This is a genomic window from Algoriphagus sp. NBT04N3, from assembly GCF_019443765.1.
GTDB lineage: Bacteria > Bacteroidota > Bacteroidia > Cytophagales > Cyclobacteriaceae > Algoriphagus > Algoriphagus ornithinivorans.
Window position 1 is genome coordinate 1,987,612 of record NZ_CP048415.1, and the last position, 16,224, is coordinate 2,003,835.

At 39.5% G+C, this 16,224-nt stretch carries 15 protein-coding genes; 8 read left to right on the forward strand and 7 right to left on the reverse strand.

Annotated elements, in window-relative coordinates; genetic code table 11:
- Positions 1–27 precede the first annotated feature (27 nt).
- From uxuA to GYM62_RS08670, 4 genes are all read left to right on the forward strand, one after another.
- A complete protein-coding gene (gene uxuA / locus GYM62_RS08655) occupies positions 28–1,206 on the forward strand; it encodes a mannonate dehydratase (RefSeq protein WP_255590637.1) in 1,179 nt (392 codons plus the stop codon).
- Complete coding sequence (locus GYM62_RS08660; protein ID WP_219959121.1) at positions 1,203–1,754, forward strand: sugar O-acetyltransferase; 552 nt, start codon at positions 1,203–1,205, stop codon at positions 1,752–1,754. Before uxuA ends, GYM62_RS08660 begins: the two co-directional genes overlap by 4 nt.
- 10 nt (positions 1,755–1,764) lie before the next feature.
- Positions 1,765–3,540 carry an acyl-CoA dehydrogenase gene (locus GYM62_RS08665; protein ID WP_219959122.1) on the forward strand — a complete coding sequence of 592 codons (1,776 nt, stop codon included), beginning with the start codon at positions 1,765–1,767 and terminating at the stop codon, positions 3,538–3,540.
- Between the two features lie 104 nt (positions 3,541–3,644).
- The gene (locus GYM62_RS08670; RefSeq protein WP_091649949.1) at positions 3,645–4,577 is read left to right on the forward strand and encodes a UDP-glucuronic acid decarboxylase family protein; all 933 of its coding nucleotides are present in this window, start codon (positions 3,645–3,647) and stop codon (positions 4,575–4,577) included.
- Between the two features lie 269 nt (positions 4,578–4,846).
- Here the strand turns inward: GYM62_RS08670 and GYM62_RS08675 are convergent, their stop codons facing one another.
- The 3 genes from GYM62_RS08675 to GYM62_RS08685 form a co-directional block, all read right to left on the reverse strand.
- Positions 4,847–6,079, reverse strand: coding sequence for an IS110 family transposase (locus GYM62_RS08675; RefSeq protein WP_219959123.1), 1,233 nt, complete (start codon positions 6,077–6,079; stop codon positions 4,847–4,849).
- Positions 6,080–6,165: 86 nt separating this feature from the next.
- Complete coding sequence (locus GYM62_RS08680; protein WP_144603214.1) at positions 6,166–7,851, reverse strand: AMP-binding protein; 1,686 nt, start codon at positions 7,849–7,851, stop codon at positions 6,166–6,168.
- A gap of 52 nt (positions 7,852–7,903) precedes the next feature.
- Complete coding sequence (locus GYM62_RS08685; protein WP_144603211.1) at positions 7,904–9,061, reverse strand: acyl-CoA dehydrogenase family protein; 1,158 nt, start codon at positions 9,059–9,061, stop codon at positions 7,904–7,906.
- 162 nt (positions 9,062–9,223) lie between these two features.
- Between GYM62_RS08685 and GYM62_RS08690 the strand changes: the two genes are divergently transcribed.
- A complete protein-coding gene (locus GYM62_RS08690; protein ID WP_144603208.1) occupies positions 9,224–10,186 on the forward strand; it encodes a phosphotransferase in 963 nt (320 codons plus the stop codon).
- A gap of 66 nt (positions 10,187–10,252) precedes the next feature.
- Here GYM62_RS08690 and GYM62_RS08695 read toward each other — a convergent pair whose 3' ends face one another.
- The 4 genes from GYM62_RS08695 to GYM62_RS08710 form a co-directional block, all read right to left on the reverse strand.
- Positions 10,253–10,840 (reverse strand): hypothetical protein, encoded by a 588-nt coding sequence (locus tag GYM62_RS08695; protein WP_091649934.1) that lies wholly within the window; start codon positions 10,838–10,840, stop codon positions 10,253–10,255.
- A 375-nt stretch (positions 10,841–11,215) separates the two neighbouring features.
- On the reverse strand, positions 11,216–11,731 hold the full coding sequence (locus GYM62_RS08700) for a thioesterase family protein (RefSeq protein ID WP_144603206.1): 516 nt from the start codon (positions 11,729–11,731) through the stop codon (positions 11,216–11,218).
- Positions 11,732–11,735: 4 nt separating this feature from the next.
- Positions 11,736–12,365, reverse strand: coding sequence for a bifunctional nicotinamidase/pyrazinamidase (gene pncA / locus GYM62_RS08705; RefSeq protein ID WP_370627665.1), 630 nt, complete (start codon positions 12,363–12,365; stop codon positions 11,736–11,738).
- A complete protein-coding gene (locus tag GYM62_RS08710) occupies positions 12,352–13,839 on the reverse strand; it encodes a nicotinate phosphoribosyltransferase (RefSeq protein ID WP_144603203.1) in 1,488 nt (495 codons plus the stop codon). Before GYM62_RS08710 ends, pncA begins: the two co-directional genes overlap by 14 nt.
- Before the next feature lie 160 nt (positions 13,840–13,999).
- Here GYM62_RS08710 and GYM62_RS08715 point away from each other — a divergent pair, with 160 nt between their 5' ends.
- The 3 genes from GYM62_RS08715 to GYM62_RS08725 all read left to right on the forward strand — a co-directional run bounded on the left by GYM62_RS08715 (position 14,000) and on the right by GYM62_RS08725 (position 16,193).
- Complete coding sequence (locus GYM62_RS08715; protein WP_144603201.1) at positions 14,000–14,608, forward strand: RNA polymerase sigma factor; 609 nt, start codon at positions 14,000–14,002, stop codon at positions 14,606–14,608.
- Positions 14,601–15,350 carry a hypothetical protein gene (locus GYM62_RS08720; protein ID WP_144603199.1) on the forward strand — a complete coding sequence of 250 codons (750 nt, stop codon included), beginning with the start codon at positions 14,601–14,603 and terminating at the stop codon, positions 15,348–15,350. The genes GYM62_RS08715 and GYM62_RS08720 overlap by 8 nt, the downstream gene beginning before the upstream one ends.
- Before the next feature lie 108 nt (positions 15,351–15,458).
- A complete protein-coding gene (locus tag GYM62_RS08725) occupies positions 15,459–16,193 on the forward strand; it encodes a hypothetical protein (RefSeq protein WP_245756357.1) in 735 nt (244 codons plus the stop codon).
- The last annotated feature ends 31 nt before the right edge of the window (positions 16,194–16,224 follow it).

A 16,224-nucleotide genomic window follows, 5' to 3' on the forward strand; every position in this document is an offset into this window, starting at 1 on the left:
ATCCAATAAACCCTAAAAGAAAAATCAATGGCACTATTCAAAATGGAACAAACCATGCGATGGTATGGTCCTAATGATCCAGTCAGTTTAAGAGATATTCGTCAAGCAGGTGCTACAGGTATTGTAACTGCCCTTCACCACATCCCAAATGGGGAAATATGGTCAAGAGAAGAGATCCAGCTTCGAAAAAAAACTATTGAAGATGCCGGATTAAACTGGTCTGTTGTAGAATCTGTTCCAGTTCATGAACATATCAAAACCAGATCTGCTAACTTTCAGGAACTGATAGCCAATTACCAACAAACCATCAGAAATCTGGCATCTGAAGGAATTTTTACTGTTTGTTACAATTTCATGCCCATACTAGACTGGACAAGAACGGATCTGGAACGAGAACTTCCAAATGGATCCAAGGCCTTGTTTTATGAAAAGAAGGCGGTTCAGGCATTCGACCTTTTTATTTTGAAAAGACATGCAGCTTTGGAGGAATATACTCCCAAGGAAATTGAGGAAGTGCGAAAGTATTATGAAGTCCTTTCTCCTGAAAAGAAGCAACTAATTATTGATAACATTCTGAAAGGCTTACCTGGTTCTGAAATTGGTTACACCTTGGATGAGTTCAGAGAAATGCTTTCAACTTATGAAGGCATCAATGCACCTAAACTTCAAGAGCATCTTAGGCTTTTTTTGGATGCTTTAGTTCCTGTAGCCGAAGAGGTGGGCGTTTACATGACGATACATCCAGATGATCCTCCTTTCTCGCTGTATGGCTTGCCTAGAGTAGTGTCAACAGCTGCAGATGCAAGAAGAATAATAAGAGACAACCCAAGTCCTCATAACGGATTGTGCTTTTGTACCGGAAGTTATGGAGTAAGACCAGACAATGATTTACCTGCAATGGTTGCAGAATTTGGTGATCATATCAATTTCATCCATCTGAGAAGTACTAAAAGAGATGAGGGAGGGAATTTCTTTGAAGACAATCATTTGGAGGGCGATGTGCCAATGGTTGCCGTAATTGATGAAATACTGAAAATTCAGGAAAAAAGGGGAAAAAGTATTCCTATGCGTCCTGATCATGGACATCAAATGCTGGATGATTTAGGTAAAAAAACGAACCCTGGCTACTCTGCAATTGGAAGATTAAAAGGTTTGGCTGAAATTAGAGGAGTGGAGCAAGCACTTCTTTACAGCAAAACCAAATGACAGAAAAAGAAAAAATGCTCGCCGGCCAACTCTATCAGGCCGGCGATCCTATTTTATCATCAGAGAGGCTAAGAGCAAGAAAGCTATTAAAGGAATTCAATTTTTCAGATCCGGAAGAATCCGAGAAAAGGCAAAATATCTTGAGCCAATTACTGGGCAGCATCGGTGAAAACTGCTGGATCGAGCCCCCTTTTTCCTGTGATTATGGTTATAATATTTCTTTGGGCAACCATGCCTTTTTTAATTTCAATTGTGTGATATTGGATGTTGTCCCTGTTACCATAGGGGATAGAACTTTAGTGGGTCCAAATGTTCAATTTTATCCAGCAACCCATCCTATCGATTCAAAAACCAGAGGAGAGCTTTGGGAATTCGGAAAAGAAATTCATGTCGGGTCAGATGTTTGGATTGCAGGTGGTAGCATTATCTGCCCAGGAGTAAAAATTGGTAATAGGGCAATCATAGGTGCTGGATCTGTTGTGACCAAAGATGTTCCTGATGATGTGATAGTTGCAGGTAATCCCGCCCGAATAATCAAAAAATTATAAGCTAAATTTTATGACTCAATTTTATTCTAAGCGAGACCTTAAGTTTCAACTTTTTGAATTGATAAAAGCTGATGAGTTAAATCAAATCGAATATTTCCAAGACCATAACCGGGAAACCTTTGAAATGATCCTTGAGGCTGCAGATCAAATAGCTCAAAAGTCTTTAAGACCTTTACTTACCGAGATGGATCGCAATGAACCCCAATTGGAAAACGGGAAAATCAAGATTCATCCAGGAATGAAATCCATCATACAACAATTCGGAAGGGATGGTTGGATTAACGCCACATTCAGTTACGAAGAAGGCGGCCAACAATTACCTTGGACTATACATATTGCAGCGGGGTTCATTCTTCAGGCAGCAAATTACTCAGCCTCTGTATTTCCTTTTTTGACTACTGGAGCTGCTAACTTGATACGAACTTTTGGTAGTCAGGAATTAATAGAAAAGTTTACACCAAATCTCTACTCTGGGCTTTGGCAGGGCACCATGGCTTTGACTGAGCCTGATGCAGGAAGTTCCCTCTCAGACCTAAGCACTACTGCGTTTCCGACAGATGAAGCTGGAGTCTATAAAATTAAAGGTCAAAAAATCTACATATCCTGCGGAGATCATGATGCCTGTGAGAATATCATTCATCTCATGCTGGCCAGAATAGATGGCGCACCTGCTGGAACAAAAGGAATATCTCTTTTTGTAGTTCCCCAAAAGCGAATTGATACAGAAGAAAGTAACGATGTATTAACTCAGGGAATTTATCACAAGATGGGTTATAAAGGAGCCCCAATAGCTCATCTGATGATAGGTTCAGAAGATCAGTGTGAAGGATATCTTGTGGGTGAAGCAAATCAGGGCTTGAAGTACATGTTTCAAATGATGAATGAGGCAAGACTTGGAGTAGGTATGAACGGGGTTGCAATTGCTACTGCCGCTTATTATTCCTCTTTGGCCTATGCGAAAGAACGCCCTCAGGGAAGGAGAATTAACAATAAAGATCTCAATCAACCACAAGTTCCCATAATAGAGCATGCAGATGTAAAGCGTATGCTTTTGTTTCAGAAAAGTGTCACTGAGGGTTCTTTGGCACTCTTGCTATACTGCTCCAAACTTGCGGATGAAGTCCAGCGGGAACCAAACTCAGAGAAGAAAAAAGCCAAGGAAGCATTGCTGGACTTATTAACCCCAATTGCAAAAAGCTACCCATCAGAAATGGGTGTTCATAGTACATCTGCAGCTGTTCAGGTTTTAGGTGGGGCTGGCTACACTACGGATTTTCCTGTAGAGCAATATTATCGTGAAGCCCGAATACATCCTATTCATGAAGGAACTACAGGGATTCATGGATTAGATCTTTTAGGAAGAAAGGTCTTGATGTCAGAAGGACTAGCTTGGAAATTACTTCACCAAGAAATATTGAAGAGCCTAAATCAGTCAAGCCTTGACCCTAATTTGAAATCAAGATTTGAAAAATACCATAGGATAGTTTTAGAAACAGCGGAGAAAGTATTGGCAAGGAGTAAAAAAGGCCTAGAATATTATCTTGCCGATGCCACTTTATTCCTAGAAATGTGCGGAATCCTTTGCGTAGCTTGGAAATGGCTAGATCAATCCCATATCGCCCAAAGTCAATTAAATGGTGGATCTCCGGAGAAAGCTTTCTATCAAGGTAAAATAATGGCCTCAGAATATTTTATGGAATATGAGCTAACAAAAATAGAATCCCTTGCAGCAAGGCTTCAATCGGAGAACTACCCTACTCTTGAAATGAAAAATGATTGGTTTTAATCCTTCAAAGTGAGAGCTACTGTTTAAATCGATCTTTATCCATGAATATTGAAAAACATTTGCTTATTTTGGCGAGCAATAAATTTTAACATCATTTAATATTAATGAAAAGAGTTTTAGTAAGTGGTGGTGGCGGATTTTTGGGTAGCCATCTATGCGATAGATTATTAAAGGAAGGTAACGAAGTACTATGTGTGGATAATTTTTTCACGGGAAATAGAAGAAACATTCACCATCTTTTAGACAATAAGAATTTCGAATTATTGAGGCACGATGTGACTCATCCTCTTTATGTGGAAGTGGACGAGATTTATAATCTCGCTTGCCCTGCCTCTCCAATTCATTATCAATTTGACCCTGTTCAAACGACCAAAACCTCCGTGATTGGTGCAATGAACATGTTAGGTTTGGCTAAAAGGCTGAAAATTAAAATCCTTCAGGCAAGTACTTCTGAAGTTTATGGAGATCCAGAAATCCATCCTCAACCTGAATCCTATAGAGGTAATGTAAATACGCTTGGTCCTCGTGCTTGTTATGATGAGGGAAAGAGGTGTGCAGAAACTTTATTCTTTGATTATCACAGACAGCATGGAGTTGCGATCAAAGTGATGAGAATATTCAATACTTATGGTCCAAGAATGCACCCGAATGATGGCCGAGTTGTCAGCAACTTTATTGTTCAGGCATTAAAAAATCAAGATATCACTATCTACGGCGATGGAAAGCAAACTCGTTCTTTCTGTTATGTAGATGATAATATCGAAGGAATGTACAGGTTGATGAACTCCAGAGACGGATTTACTGGTCCGGTTAATATTGGAAACCCCGGAGAATTCACCATGTTGGAGCTAGCCAACTTGGTAATCGAACTGACCAACTCGAAAAGCAAGCTGGTTCATATGCCATTACCACAGGATGATCCAATGCAGAGAAAGCCAGTTATCGATCTTGCAAAGAAAGAATTAGGCTGGGAGCCTACAATTCCACTCCGAGAAGGTTTGGTCAAAACAATTGAATATTTCGAAAGCATTATATAAATCAAAAGCCACCCTCTCGGGTGGCTTTTTTTTCTGAAAGAGAAAAACCAGAAAGTGGCCTATTTAGCTATTTTCAGAACTGGGAGGGCATACTTTTTCTACCCTCATAGAGGTGGTAAAATGGTTTAAATAAGTTAGGCCAAGTAAGAGAGTAAAATTTTTTCTACATGCTCGAAGCAATAACCGTTTGTTCTTGGCCTTTCAGTTCAGTTTTTATTTTATTCCGGGACTTGTAGATCACCAATAAAAGCTCGAACTTTTACTTAAATTTAATTGGGACGGATGTCCACTTGGACACCGAGCCCGCGCAGGCGCTCTAAAGATTTCTTAATCTGCGCCTGCTTTCTTTTTTGCTGATAAACCGTATCGTCAGGCTCAAGGTAGGGCTCTTTATTTTTGAGGATATAATATAGCGCAATCACTATTTTGTGGGCCACTGCAATCAGTGCCTTTTTGGATCCTCTTCGCGCAGCTATTGCTCCGTATTTACGGCTCAAATAGGTATCCTTAGTATGTGATGCGGCCCAAGCAGCTTCAACCAATGCAGTTTTCAGGTATTTGTTCCCATGTGTGATTCGGGTTGACTTTTTCTTGCCTGCACTTTCGTTGTTGCCCGGGGAAACTCCTGCCCAGGATGCCAGGTGTTTGTGATCAGGAAAAACCTCCATGTCAATGCCTGACTCGGCCAGCATATTTATGGCGGTTTCTTTTCCCACTCCGGGAATGGTCTGGAGTAACTCGACTTCCTGTTGAACCTCGACTGCATAAGTCTCAATTCTAGCCTCGATGTCCCCGATCTGTGAGTTGATCGAATCCATGGAATCACGCAGCGTAGATAGCATGAATCGGTGGTGCTCGGTGAGTCTTCCCTGAAGAGAAAGTTTGAGGTCTGCTATTTTTTTGCGCAACGAGCCTTTGGCAAGGTTGGCCAGGTATTCAGCATCCTCCTGTTTCTGGATCAAGGCATCGATGATCAGTGTACCCGTGACTCCAAAGATGTCTGAAGCCACCGAGGCCAGTTTGATATTGGCGTCTTCCAGAATTTTATGCACCCTGTTGCGTTGGGCGACACGCTGTGCAATCAGTTTACGTTTATACCTGCATAGATCCCGCAGCTCTCGTATCCACTCGGCAGGAACAAAACTCCCTTTTAACAGACCGCTCAGCAGCAACTTGGCAATCCATTCACTGTCTTTTTTATCCGTCTTATGACCGGGAACATGCTTGATGTGCCTGGCATTTACCAGAATAATCTTAAAATCCTCTTCCAGTATGTTATAGACAGGTTTCCAATAAACTCCGGTACTTTCCATGGCAATATGAGTAATGGAAAGAGAGTTTAGCCATACTTTAAGCTCCTCAATTTGGGAGGTAAAAGTCCCGAAAGTTCGGGTCTCAGTCGCAACGTCAATACCACTGACAGTAGATACGATCGTCTTTTGGTGTACATCTAGGCCGCAGCCACGGTGAATCACCTGCTCGAATTCAATTTGTGTCGACATAACTGATAAGTAAATCTCAATATTCTACTTATACGAAAAGTCAACTCTTTCATTCCCGTTTGTGAAGCTCTAATTCATGAATGTTTTTATTTGTCTCCGTGCTTTTCTATATGAGCCTCTTTGATTTTTCTCCTCAGAATCTTACCCACATTGGATTTAGGTAGCTCATCAGTAAAATATACTTCTTTTGGAATCTTATAGTTGGTCAAAGATTCGTGGCAATGTGCTATAACAGTCTCAGCCTTCAGACTTTGATCTTTTGCTACTACATAGGCTACCACTTTCTCAGTTGATTTAGGATCCGGCATTCCAATTACCCCGACTTCTAGTACTCCTGGACAGGAAGCTATACAATCTTCAACTTCATTAGGATAGACATTAAACCCAGAAACTAGTATCATTTCCTTCTTTCTATCCACGATTTTGAAGAAGCCATCTTCATCCATAACTCCAATATCTCCTGACTTAAACCAATCTCCATGCATTACATTTGCGGTTTCCTTGGGACGATTCCAATAGCCTTTCATCACTTGAGGTCCTTTAATCAAAATCTCTCCTCTTTCTCCTAATCCCAATGGTTCACCCTCGTCATTGGCAATCATAACTTCCGTATTTGGCAAAGGAATTCCAATTGTCCCAATTCTCTCAGTTCCATCAATAGGATTACATGTAGCTACTGGTGCAGTCTCTGTCAAGCCATACCCCTCTGCTAAAGGAACTCCAGTAACTTTTTTCCACTTTTCGGCAGTAACTTTCTGAACAGCCATCCCTCCTCCTACTGCGATCTTTAATTTGCTGAAGTCAAGATTCAAAAATGCCTCTTGATTGAGAAGTCCATTGAACAAGGTATTTACACCTGTGAAAACCGTGAATTGATGCTTGGATAGGTCTTTGCAAAAGGCCTTCATATCCCTTGGATTGGTGATCAAAAGGTTATGTGCTCCAATTTTTAGCATAGCCAAACAATTCACTGTCAAGGCGAAAATATGATATAATGGCAAAGCAGTAATTACAATTTCCTCTCGCTCTTTCAACTTAGGTTTCATCCAAGCAGAAATCTGCTGCATGTTGGCTACTATATTGCCATGGGTTAACTCTGCACCTTTGGAAACTCCTGTAGTTCCTCCTGTATATTGCAGGAAAGCGGTATCTTGAAGAGAAATCTTTGGTTTTTTGAAGCTATGCTTAGCTCCTTTTGAAAGTGTGGATTTCAAAGAAACAGCATTGGGAATACTGTAAGCAGGAACCATTTTTTTGATATGCTTCACCACCAAGTTCACCAAAGTGCCTTTGAAACCACCCAACATATCCCCTAATTCTGTTATTATGACATGTTTAGCGGGAATTTCATGAAGGATTTTCTCCAAGTTGTAGGCAAAGTTGGCAACGATCACGATTACATCTGCCCCAGAATCATTGAACTGATGCTTCATCTCGGAAGATGTATAAAGCGGATTGGTATTTACTACAACCATTCCAGCCCTCAGGGCACCAAACATCACCACGGGATATTGAAGAATATTAGGCATTTGGATTGCCACGCGGGAACCCTTTTTCAACTTTAATTCCTCAGTCAGGTAAGAAGCAAAATGAGCACTGTATTCATTTACTTGATTGAAAGACATTGTCTTACCCATACATTCATAGGCGACTGCATCTTTGTATTTCTCAACGCTTTCATCGAATAAATCTGCAACACTGGAGTATGCTTCACAATTCACTTCTTTTTCAACAGAGGCAGGGTAATGTTTAAACCACGGAAAATCCTTCATCGATTGGCTAATTTGGGTGTAACGTTATATTTAATTAAAGCCTAATATAATTCTATTTTAAAATTTTTCGGGCAATTAACTCCTTCATAATTTCATTTGTACCTGCATAAATTCGCTGAACTCTGGCATCTGCATAAGCTCGAGCTACTCCATACTCCCACATGTACCCATATCCTCCGTGTAATTGTACACATTCATCCGCCACCTTGCACTGAAGCTCGGTCATATTGTATTTAGCTGCCGATGCCATAGCAGGATCAACTAATTTGGAATTATGCAACTGCACCAAATGGTCACAATAGATTCTTCCCTGTTCTAAAGCTGCTGTCATTTCCGCTAATTTGAACCTGGTATTTTGAAACTCCGAAATACTTTTATTGAAGGCTTTTCTTTGCTTCACATATTCAACTGTGGATGCCAGCATATATTCTCCCAAAGCAACTGCTGCCAAAGCAACTACCAATCGCTCTTGGGCAAGTTCAGTCATCAAATATTTGAACCCTTCTCCCAACTTACCAAGAAGGTTTTCCTTTGGAACTTTCACATCTTCAAAGAATAATTCGCAAGTATCTTGGGCATGAAGGCCAACTTTCTCAAAAGGCTTTCCTTTTGAAAATCCTTTCATATCCTTATCAATCAGAACCAAACTGATGCCTTTTGCACCTTTTGCAGGGTCAGTTTTAACCGCAACAACCACAACATCAGATAGATAACCATTTGTAATGAAAGTTTTACTTCCATTAACCAAAAAATGATCTCCTTTATCCTCAGCTGATGTACGCATTCCCTGTAAATCAGAACCAGCACCGGGCTCAGTCATTGCAACGGCACCGATAAAATCGCCTGAAACCATCTTGGGGATATACTTCTGCTTGGCTTCTTCTGTGCCATAATGCAAAATATAAGGCATCACAATGTCACTGTGAAGGGGATATCCAATCGCAGGTCCTGAGCATCCACTCAATCCTAATTCTTCAATTAAAATCGCATTGTATCGAAAATCCTGTATGTTCATTCCTCCCAAAGACTCGGGAGCCTGTATGCCTAAGAATCCGTTTTCACCAAATTTTTTCCAGGATTCTCGAGAAACCATTTTTTGTTTCTCCCATTCTGCATTGTAGGGGCTAATCTCTCTGGCAATAAAATCTTTTACACTCTGCCGAAAAAGCTCATGCTCTTCGGTAAATAACATTCGTGGTAGTCCAAACATTGGGTTTATATCGTTTTTAATTCCCTCAAAAATAGAAAATTCAGCCGTTTTTGAGGTTAATTCAGGGTTTTCATTTAAGGAAAAATAAACAATTCCTTTTCTGAAAAATTGATTAACAAGACTTATGTTTAAACTTCAACCACAAAGACATCTAGCTTTCCTATGACCGAGTTAAGTATCAACAGCCCCATTTCTGATTTAGAAGTACTGGATTTTTGGAATAAAGGAGAAAAAATTCTCAATGTATTGCCTGCCGGCGACAGTAATATGAACCTGGTTTTAAGAGTACAGACAAATGAAAGGTCTGTCATCCTCAAGCAATCCAAACCTTATGTCAGGAAATTCCCTCAAATCCCTGCTCCCATCGAAAGAATTGATGTAGAATACCAATATCTCAGCAGGATTAATCAGCAGGAAAGTCTGCGTCCCTACTCCCCGGAAGTATTGGCTTATTATCCTGATCAACATATTTTAATTACTGCAGATTTAGGGACAGAAGGAGACTTTTCGAAAATGTATCAAGCTGATTTTTCTTTAAGTCAAAATCATGCAAAATCCATCTTTCAATATCTCAATTTCCTACATCAGGTTGATGGGTTGGGTTTTCCTGAAAATCTAGAAATGAAGAAATTAAATCATGAGCACATTTTCAATTTTCCTTTCTTAGAAGAAAATGGCTTTGACTTAGATAGCGTTCAGCCTGGCTTGCAGGATTTGAGTATGGCTTGGAAAAGGGATACACAGCTGAAATCCAAAATCACTGAATTAGGTAAAAGATATCTTTCTACCGGAAAGACTTTACTTCATGGTGACTTTTATCCAGGTAGCTGGATAGAATCTCAAGGTGATTTAAAAGTCATTGATCCTGAATTTGGTTTTATGGGTGATGCCGAGTTTGATCTAGGCGTGGTCTTGGCACATGGAGATCTCAGTGGAAACTCTGAAATTATTCAGCAAGCTTTCCAGGATCATTATACCCTGCCTTATTCCCAAGCTTTGTTGGATCAATATCATGGGGTTGAAATCTTGAGAAGGTTGATAGGAATAGCCCAGCTTCCAGTAAATTTTGATCTGGAAGCAAAGAAAAAATTATTGGAAAAGGGAAGAAAGCTCATTCTTGGCTAAGTTGCCGTGAAAAACAAAAAAGCTCCAAACATCTGCGTCTGGAGCTTTTTTTCTTCAATTTTTGAATTAGAAATGGAGAATTTTCATTCTTCCTTTAGAGTCTGTTACCTCCAAATAAACTTCTTCAGGACTTAATCCCTGCAATTTGAAATCCTTGGTAAAGCCTTCTGAAACATTGATTCTTTCAGAGTGCAAAATTGCATCAGAATCTTCATGACGAACTTTAACTCGAACTCCAGGTTCGGTCAATCCAAACACAGATAAATTGATGGTCTGATCGTCCACTTTCTTACCGTAAGCTGCCAATGGATACTCATCAATTATTTTTTTGCGCTCAAACGTTTCCACCTTGTAAGTTACTTCCTCATCCTCCGTAGTAATTTTGACCTGATATTCTCCACAAGGCATTTCATTCAAGTCATAAGGAACGATTACTTGCTGGTCCTTTACATTTACTTTTCTTTGGTGGAGCATTTTTCCATCCTCATCAAGGATTGCTACTTTGGCTTTCCCAATACCTTCTTTAAGAAGGACGTTTACTTTTTTAAACTTGGCGCTGGCAGTAGATAAAGCCATCAAGTCTTCATTTGAATTTGAAGCTAGAGTGCTAGTTGCTAAAAGTCCGGCCATTGCGATTGTGAATAAGGTTTTCATAATGTGAGTTGGTTTAGTGTTTCAATGTCTATCCTCTTGCGAAGGACATACCAACTCTGAATAATCCCAGTTTCTCATTAGAACTGAGAAAATACATTTTTCAAAAAATTAACAATTGAACAAAATTAAATTTGGATAACGTGTCAAAAAATTAACAAAAACTGTATAACTACTGGGCAAATCCCCGTTCGCTTGTATCAGTTCCGAACAAAATCCTTGGATTTCTTACTGGAAGAAGGTTGCATGATTGCCGGTATTGTTAAGGAAAATTAATTCAAAAAAAATTTCCATCGCATCATGCCAATTTTTACAAATAAAAAAACCTGTACGCTTCTGTACAGGTCTTGTTCGTCGCGGGACAATTAAATTCTTCTTTTAAGATTTCTTAAACTCTGAAATCAACATTTTTACTCGATCTTTGATATCTAAATTGCTGATATCCAGGTTTCCGGAAGTGGCCTTTAAGAAATCTTCTACTGCACCTTCATGATCTGTTGACTTCCCTTCAGCCAACGTTACATAGCGCATAGTAGACCAAAGCAAGGTCTTGAGCTGAGTCTTGCTATCATCAGTCATGTAGTATTCAACCACTATAGTATTGTGATTGTGCCAGATGATTCGGCTCATGATGCGAACCCACTCCCCCACCATAGCAGGTTTGACATAGCTGATATTATGATTGTACACCACCCAGGCAGCTTTATACTTTCGGATCAAATCAATAACTTCCAAGCCATACAGCTTTGGCACCTGATCCTCCCTCGCATTGAAGAAGTAATCAAAATACTTCGCATTATTTAAATGCTGTAAAGGATCGCAATCTTGAAAGCGGATTACAACTCTGCTTTCCGTTTCTTGGGGATAGTATTTGTCTGGGTTAAATTCAAACATTCTTTTAAAGGTCTTTTGAGGTAATTAAATGAATTCCTGCATCCTGCATTTCTTTCAAGGCAACATCTCCATCTTCCGCTTTAAGGTTTACAGGCTTGGTCGCATCCGTAATTAAATAGGTTTCAAACCCCAGGCTTTTCGAATCCATGGATGTAAACTTCACGCAATAATCTTGTGCAAGACCGCAAACATATACCTTTTCCACTCCAATATCTTCTAAAAATTTTCCCAAACCTGTATCCCCTCTTCTGGCATTATCGAAAAAGCCTGAATACGAGTCTACTTCCGGATTAGTCCCTTTTTGAAAAATATCCTCCCATTGAGATTGATTAAGGTCCGAGGAAAATTGGGCTCCTTTGGTAAACTGTACACAGTGAACTGGCCACAAAACCTGAGTCAATCCATGGAGATCAATCAGCTCCCCAGGATTCTTGCCTTCATGATTGGCCGCAAAGCTTTGATGATCTACTGGATGCCAATCCTGAGTCGCTATGATCAATTCAAATTTTTCCTGAATTGAATTAATGATGGGTACAATTTGATCTCCATCAGAGACCGCTAAAGCGCCTCCCGGTAGAAAATCATATTGAACATCTACGATTACCAAAGCTGACTTTGAATTATGCATTGCCATTTTCCATCTTTTTTGCCTGTAAAACCAATTCCATTCTCAAATGGTGCAAATTTTCCTCCAAGCCCACTGGATATAGATGCGGATTGACCAATCTCTTATGTGTTTTATCAAAGGAATCCAGCTGTTTCTGCGCTCTTTCACGGATTTTTTGAATATCAGGACTTTGATAAACTGCTTTCCCATTTTTGAAAATAGGTTTTAATAAATCCTCTTCCTGATAAAATGCCGGCATGATTCTTTTTCTTCTAGTCGGATCAGTTGGATCAATAATGACCGTACCTCTCGGGTTGATCTCCTCATTTTCCAAGTAAATCATATCAGCCACTGCTTTGTCATTGGAGTAGTATCGCTTCACATTGTGAATTCCCGGAATATTGATTTTCAGGGATTGTTGACTGATTTTAATCTTAGGCTGAAAAATTCCATTCTCGGTTTTAATAGCTGACAACTTATAAACGGCGCCCAAGGCAGGCTGATCAAATGCTGTCACCAGTTTGGTTCCAACACCCCATACATTGATTGAGGCCTCCTGCCCTTTCAAAGAAGTAATGATATGCTCATCCAGGTCATTGGAAGCTACAATTTTTGCCTCAGGAAACCCTGCCTCATCCAAGAGTTCTCTTGCTTGATTGGAAAAATAAGCCAAATCTCCACTGTCAATTCGGATCCCCATCATCTCTTTCCCTTTTTTTCGCAAAGCTTGGCCAACCTTAATTGCGTTTTTGATTCCATTGATTGTATCATAGGTATCTACCAAAAAGACACATTGATTGGGAAATGCATCTGCATAGGCTTCGAAAGCTTCCAGTTCAGTCTCAAATGACATGATCCAGCTATGGGCATGTGTTCCGGAAACAGGTATTCCAAATAGTTTTCCTGCCATTACATTACTGGTAGAAGCACACCCTCCAATATAGGCCGCTCTACTTGCTGCCAATGCTCCATCTATGCCTTGTGCCCTTCGTAAACCGAATTCCAATACCGGTTCTCCTTTTGCTGCCAAATTAATTCTAGCAGCCTTAGTAGCGATCAATGATTGGAAGTTGAGGATATTCAGAAGGGGTGTTTCCAGCAACTGACACTGGATTAAAGGGCCTTTTACACGCACCATAGGTGCATTGGGAAATACCACGGTTCCTTCCTCCACCGCATCTATGTCACAACTGAATTTTAATTCGCTCAAATACTCCAAAAACCCCTTTTCAAACTGTTGGCTTCCATCAGGGGCTTTCATTTGTGAGAGGTACTCTATATCCTCTTTCCCAAACCTAAAATTGCTGCAATAGTCAATGACATAATCCAGTCCAGCTGCCAAGGTAAAACCGCCTTGAAATGGATGTTTTCTGAAAAACAGATTAAAAACAGCCTCCTGCTCACCTTTTCCCGATTTCCAATAGGCATATGCCATGGTAAGCTGATAAAAGTCAGTGAGAAGGGCCAAACTTCCCTGATATAAGTCTTTCGTGATTTTCATAAATTCAATTCTGACTTAAAAATATAACAGACATTGATTCTTCCCTAAAGTTTTCTAAACACATTTCCGGACAAATGAAGTTTTATCACTGATGAACTGTTTTTTTTGGATATTGTGGTTACAAAATTCCAAGCTGTATCGACCTAAAGATGAATAGCAAATGAAGCTAAATCCAAATTTCACTGATCAGGAACTGGTGGAAATGATCCTAACCAAAAACCGGCAGAATATGGCAATAACTTTACTTTATCGACAATATTACGGAGTCTTAGAAAATTACATTTTACAGAATTCCGGCAGCTCAGACGATGCGGCAGACATCATTCAGGAAGTGATGCTGATTTTTGTACAAATGATTTCTGAAGGAAAATTCAGAGCAGAGTCCTCCATCAAATCCTTTCTTTACAGTATTTGTAGAAACCTTTGGATCACAGAATTAAGAAAAAGAAAAAGCTCTGCTGCAAGGCAAGAGAAATATGAAGAAAGTACTGAAAAAGTAGATTCAGATGTCTCGGAAAGTATAGCAAAAACCGAGAGTCTCAAATACATCATGGGACTCTTTCAGGAGTTGGGAAACAAATGCAAGCAGATTCTTCAACTCTTCTACTATGAAGAACTTCCAATGAAGGAGATTTGCGAGAAACTTGACTTTAGTTCAGAGCAAGTTCTCAGAAACAAAAAATACAAATGCCTGAAATCATTGATTGAAAAAACACAGGCTTCACCTCAAGTATATCAAAACCTTCAAAAAGCTTTACGCCATGAATAATATAGACTTGGAAACATTGGAAGCTTATTTGGATGGAAAATTAGCTTCTGAAGAAAAAATACTACTTGAAAATAGCTTAAAGGAAGACGCCTCTTTAAGAGAGGAACTGGAATTACTAAAACTCTCAAGAGAGGCAATAGCTATGAACTCCTGGGCAGAATTGATCTCCGGAACTCAAAAATCATTTTTGAAGGAGAGAAAAAAAGCAGATTCAAAAGCAAATCCACTTTGGTCTTGGGCTGGAAGAATCGCCGCAGGTCTGTCTTTTTTACTGGTGGTGGCAACTGTGGCACTATTCGTCACAACGTCCCAAAATTCCATGGTAGAAAATTTTTACAGCTATCAAATTCCTGTGATGAGAGGAGAACAAAATACATTCTCACAAATTCAGGATGCCTACCTCAGCCAGGATTATGAGCTGATAGAGTCCTTAAGAAGTCAGGTCAGTCAATCAGATTTAGAATCCCTATTTATTTTAGCCATGGCTGATTTGGAAAACGAAAAGTCAGCTTTGGCTGAAATCATATTAAAAGATCTAGAAACCAGAAATTCACAATTGGAAGAACCAGTATTTTCTGAGGAAATCGATTATTACCTGATCCAGTCATTACTTCAGCAGGAAAAATATGATGAGGCTGAATCACGGCTTGAAAAGATCTTGCAGGATCCTTCACATCGATATTTCAAAAACTTTACGAAGTCGGACTTATGGAAAATAAGAATTCTAAAGTTGAAAAAGTGAATTGAATAAAGCGAAAAACTCCCCTATGGGAGTTTTTTTAATTTTTTTTCAGTTAAGTGGTTACATATTTGCAATTGACTCCGACAAAGGATTAAACCAACAAAAATTATGAGAACACTAATCAAATTAACACTAAGCACATTTTTGATTATCGGGCTAGCTGCCTGTAACAATGATGAAGATCCTCTTTCCTTAGGTGAAGGAGAAGTGAGAATGGGTGTTGGAGTCAAAATGAACTCCGGGACTAACCCAGGCGCAAGAATCCAAAATTCCGGACTTGATATCAACTCAGGCTTTTTACAAGTGAAAAAAATTGAGTTGGAAACAGAAGGAGTTGACGAAAATGGAGAATTCGAGCGTGAGCTTGAATATAAATTTCCGGAAATTCTGAAAATCGATTTCAATGAATTTGATTCAGGAGCCGACTTCTTTATCAATATTCCTGCTGGAAACTATTATGAAGTTGAATTTGAAATTGACTTGATTGATAACAGAAACGAGCCAAGCATTCAGCTAGACGGTACTTTTAATAAGGAAGACGGAAGTTCAGTACCATTTAGACTTCAAGTTTTTGGAGATGATGACGAGGACTTGGATTTTGAAGTTGAGTTGGAAGCCGAAGATGATGATGAATTATTCTTCCTCGATGCAGTAAATAATCCTTTGGCAATGTTAGAAATTAATGCAAAAGGCTGGTTCTCTAGTATCTCAAATTCTGAATTGGAAAATGCAGAATTGACTGATGGTGTCTTGCTAATTTCAAGAACAAAAAATAGAGAAATCTATGAAAGAGTATTGGATAAAATAGAAGCTTCAAGCGAAATTGAGCTGAAACTAAAATAGGGCTAATTTTCAGCGAAATAATCCGGCAGAG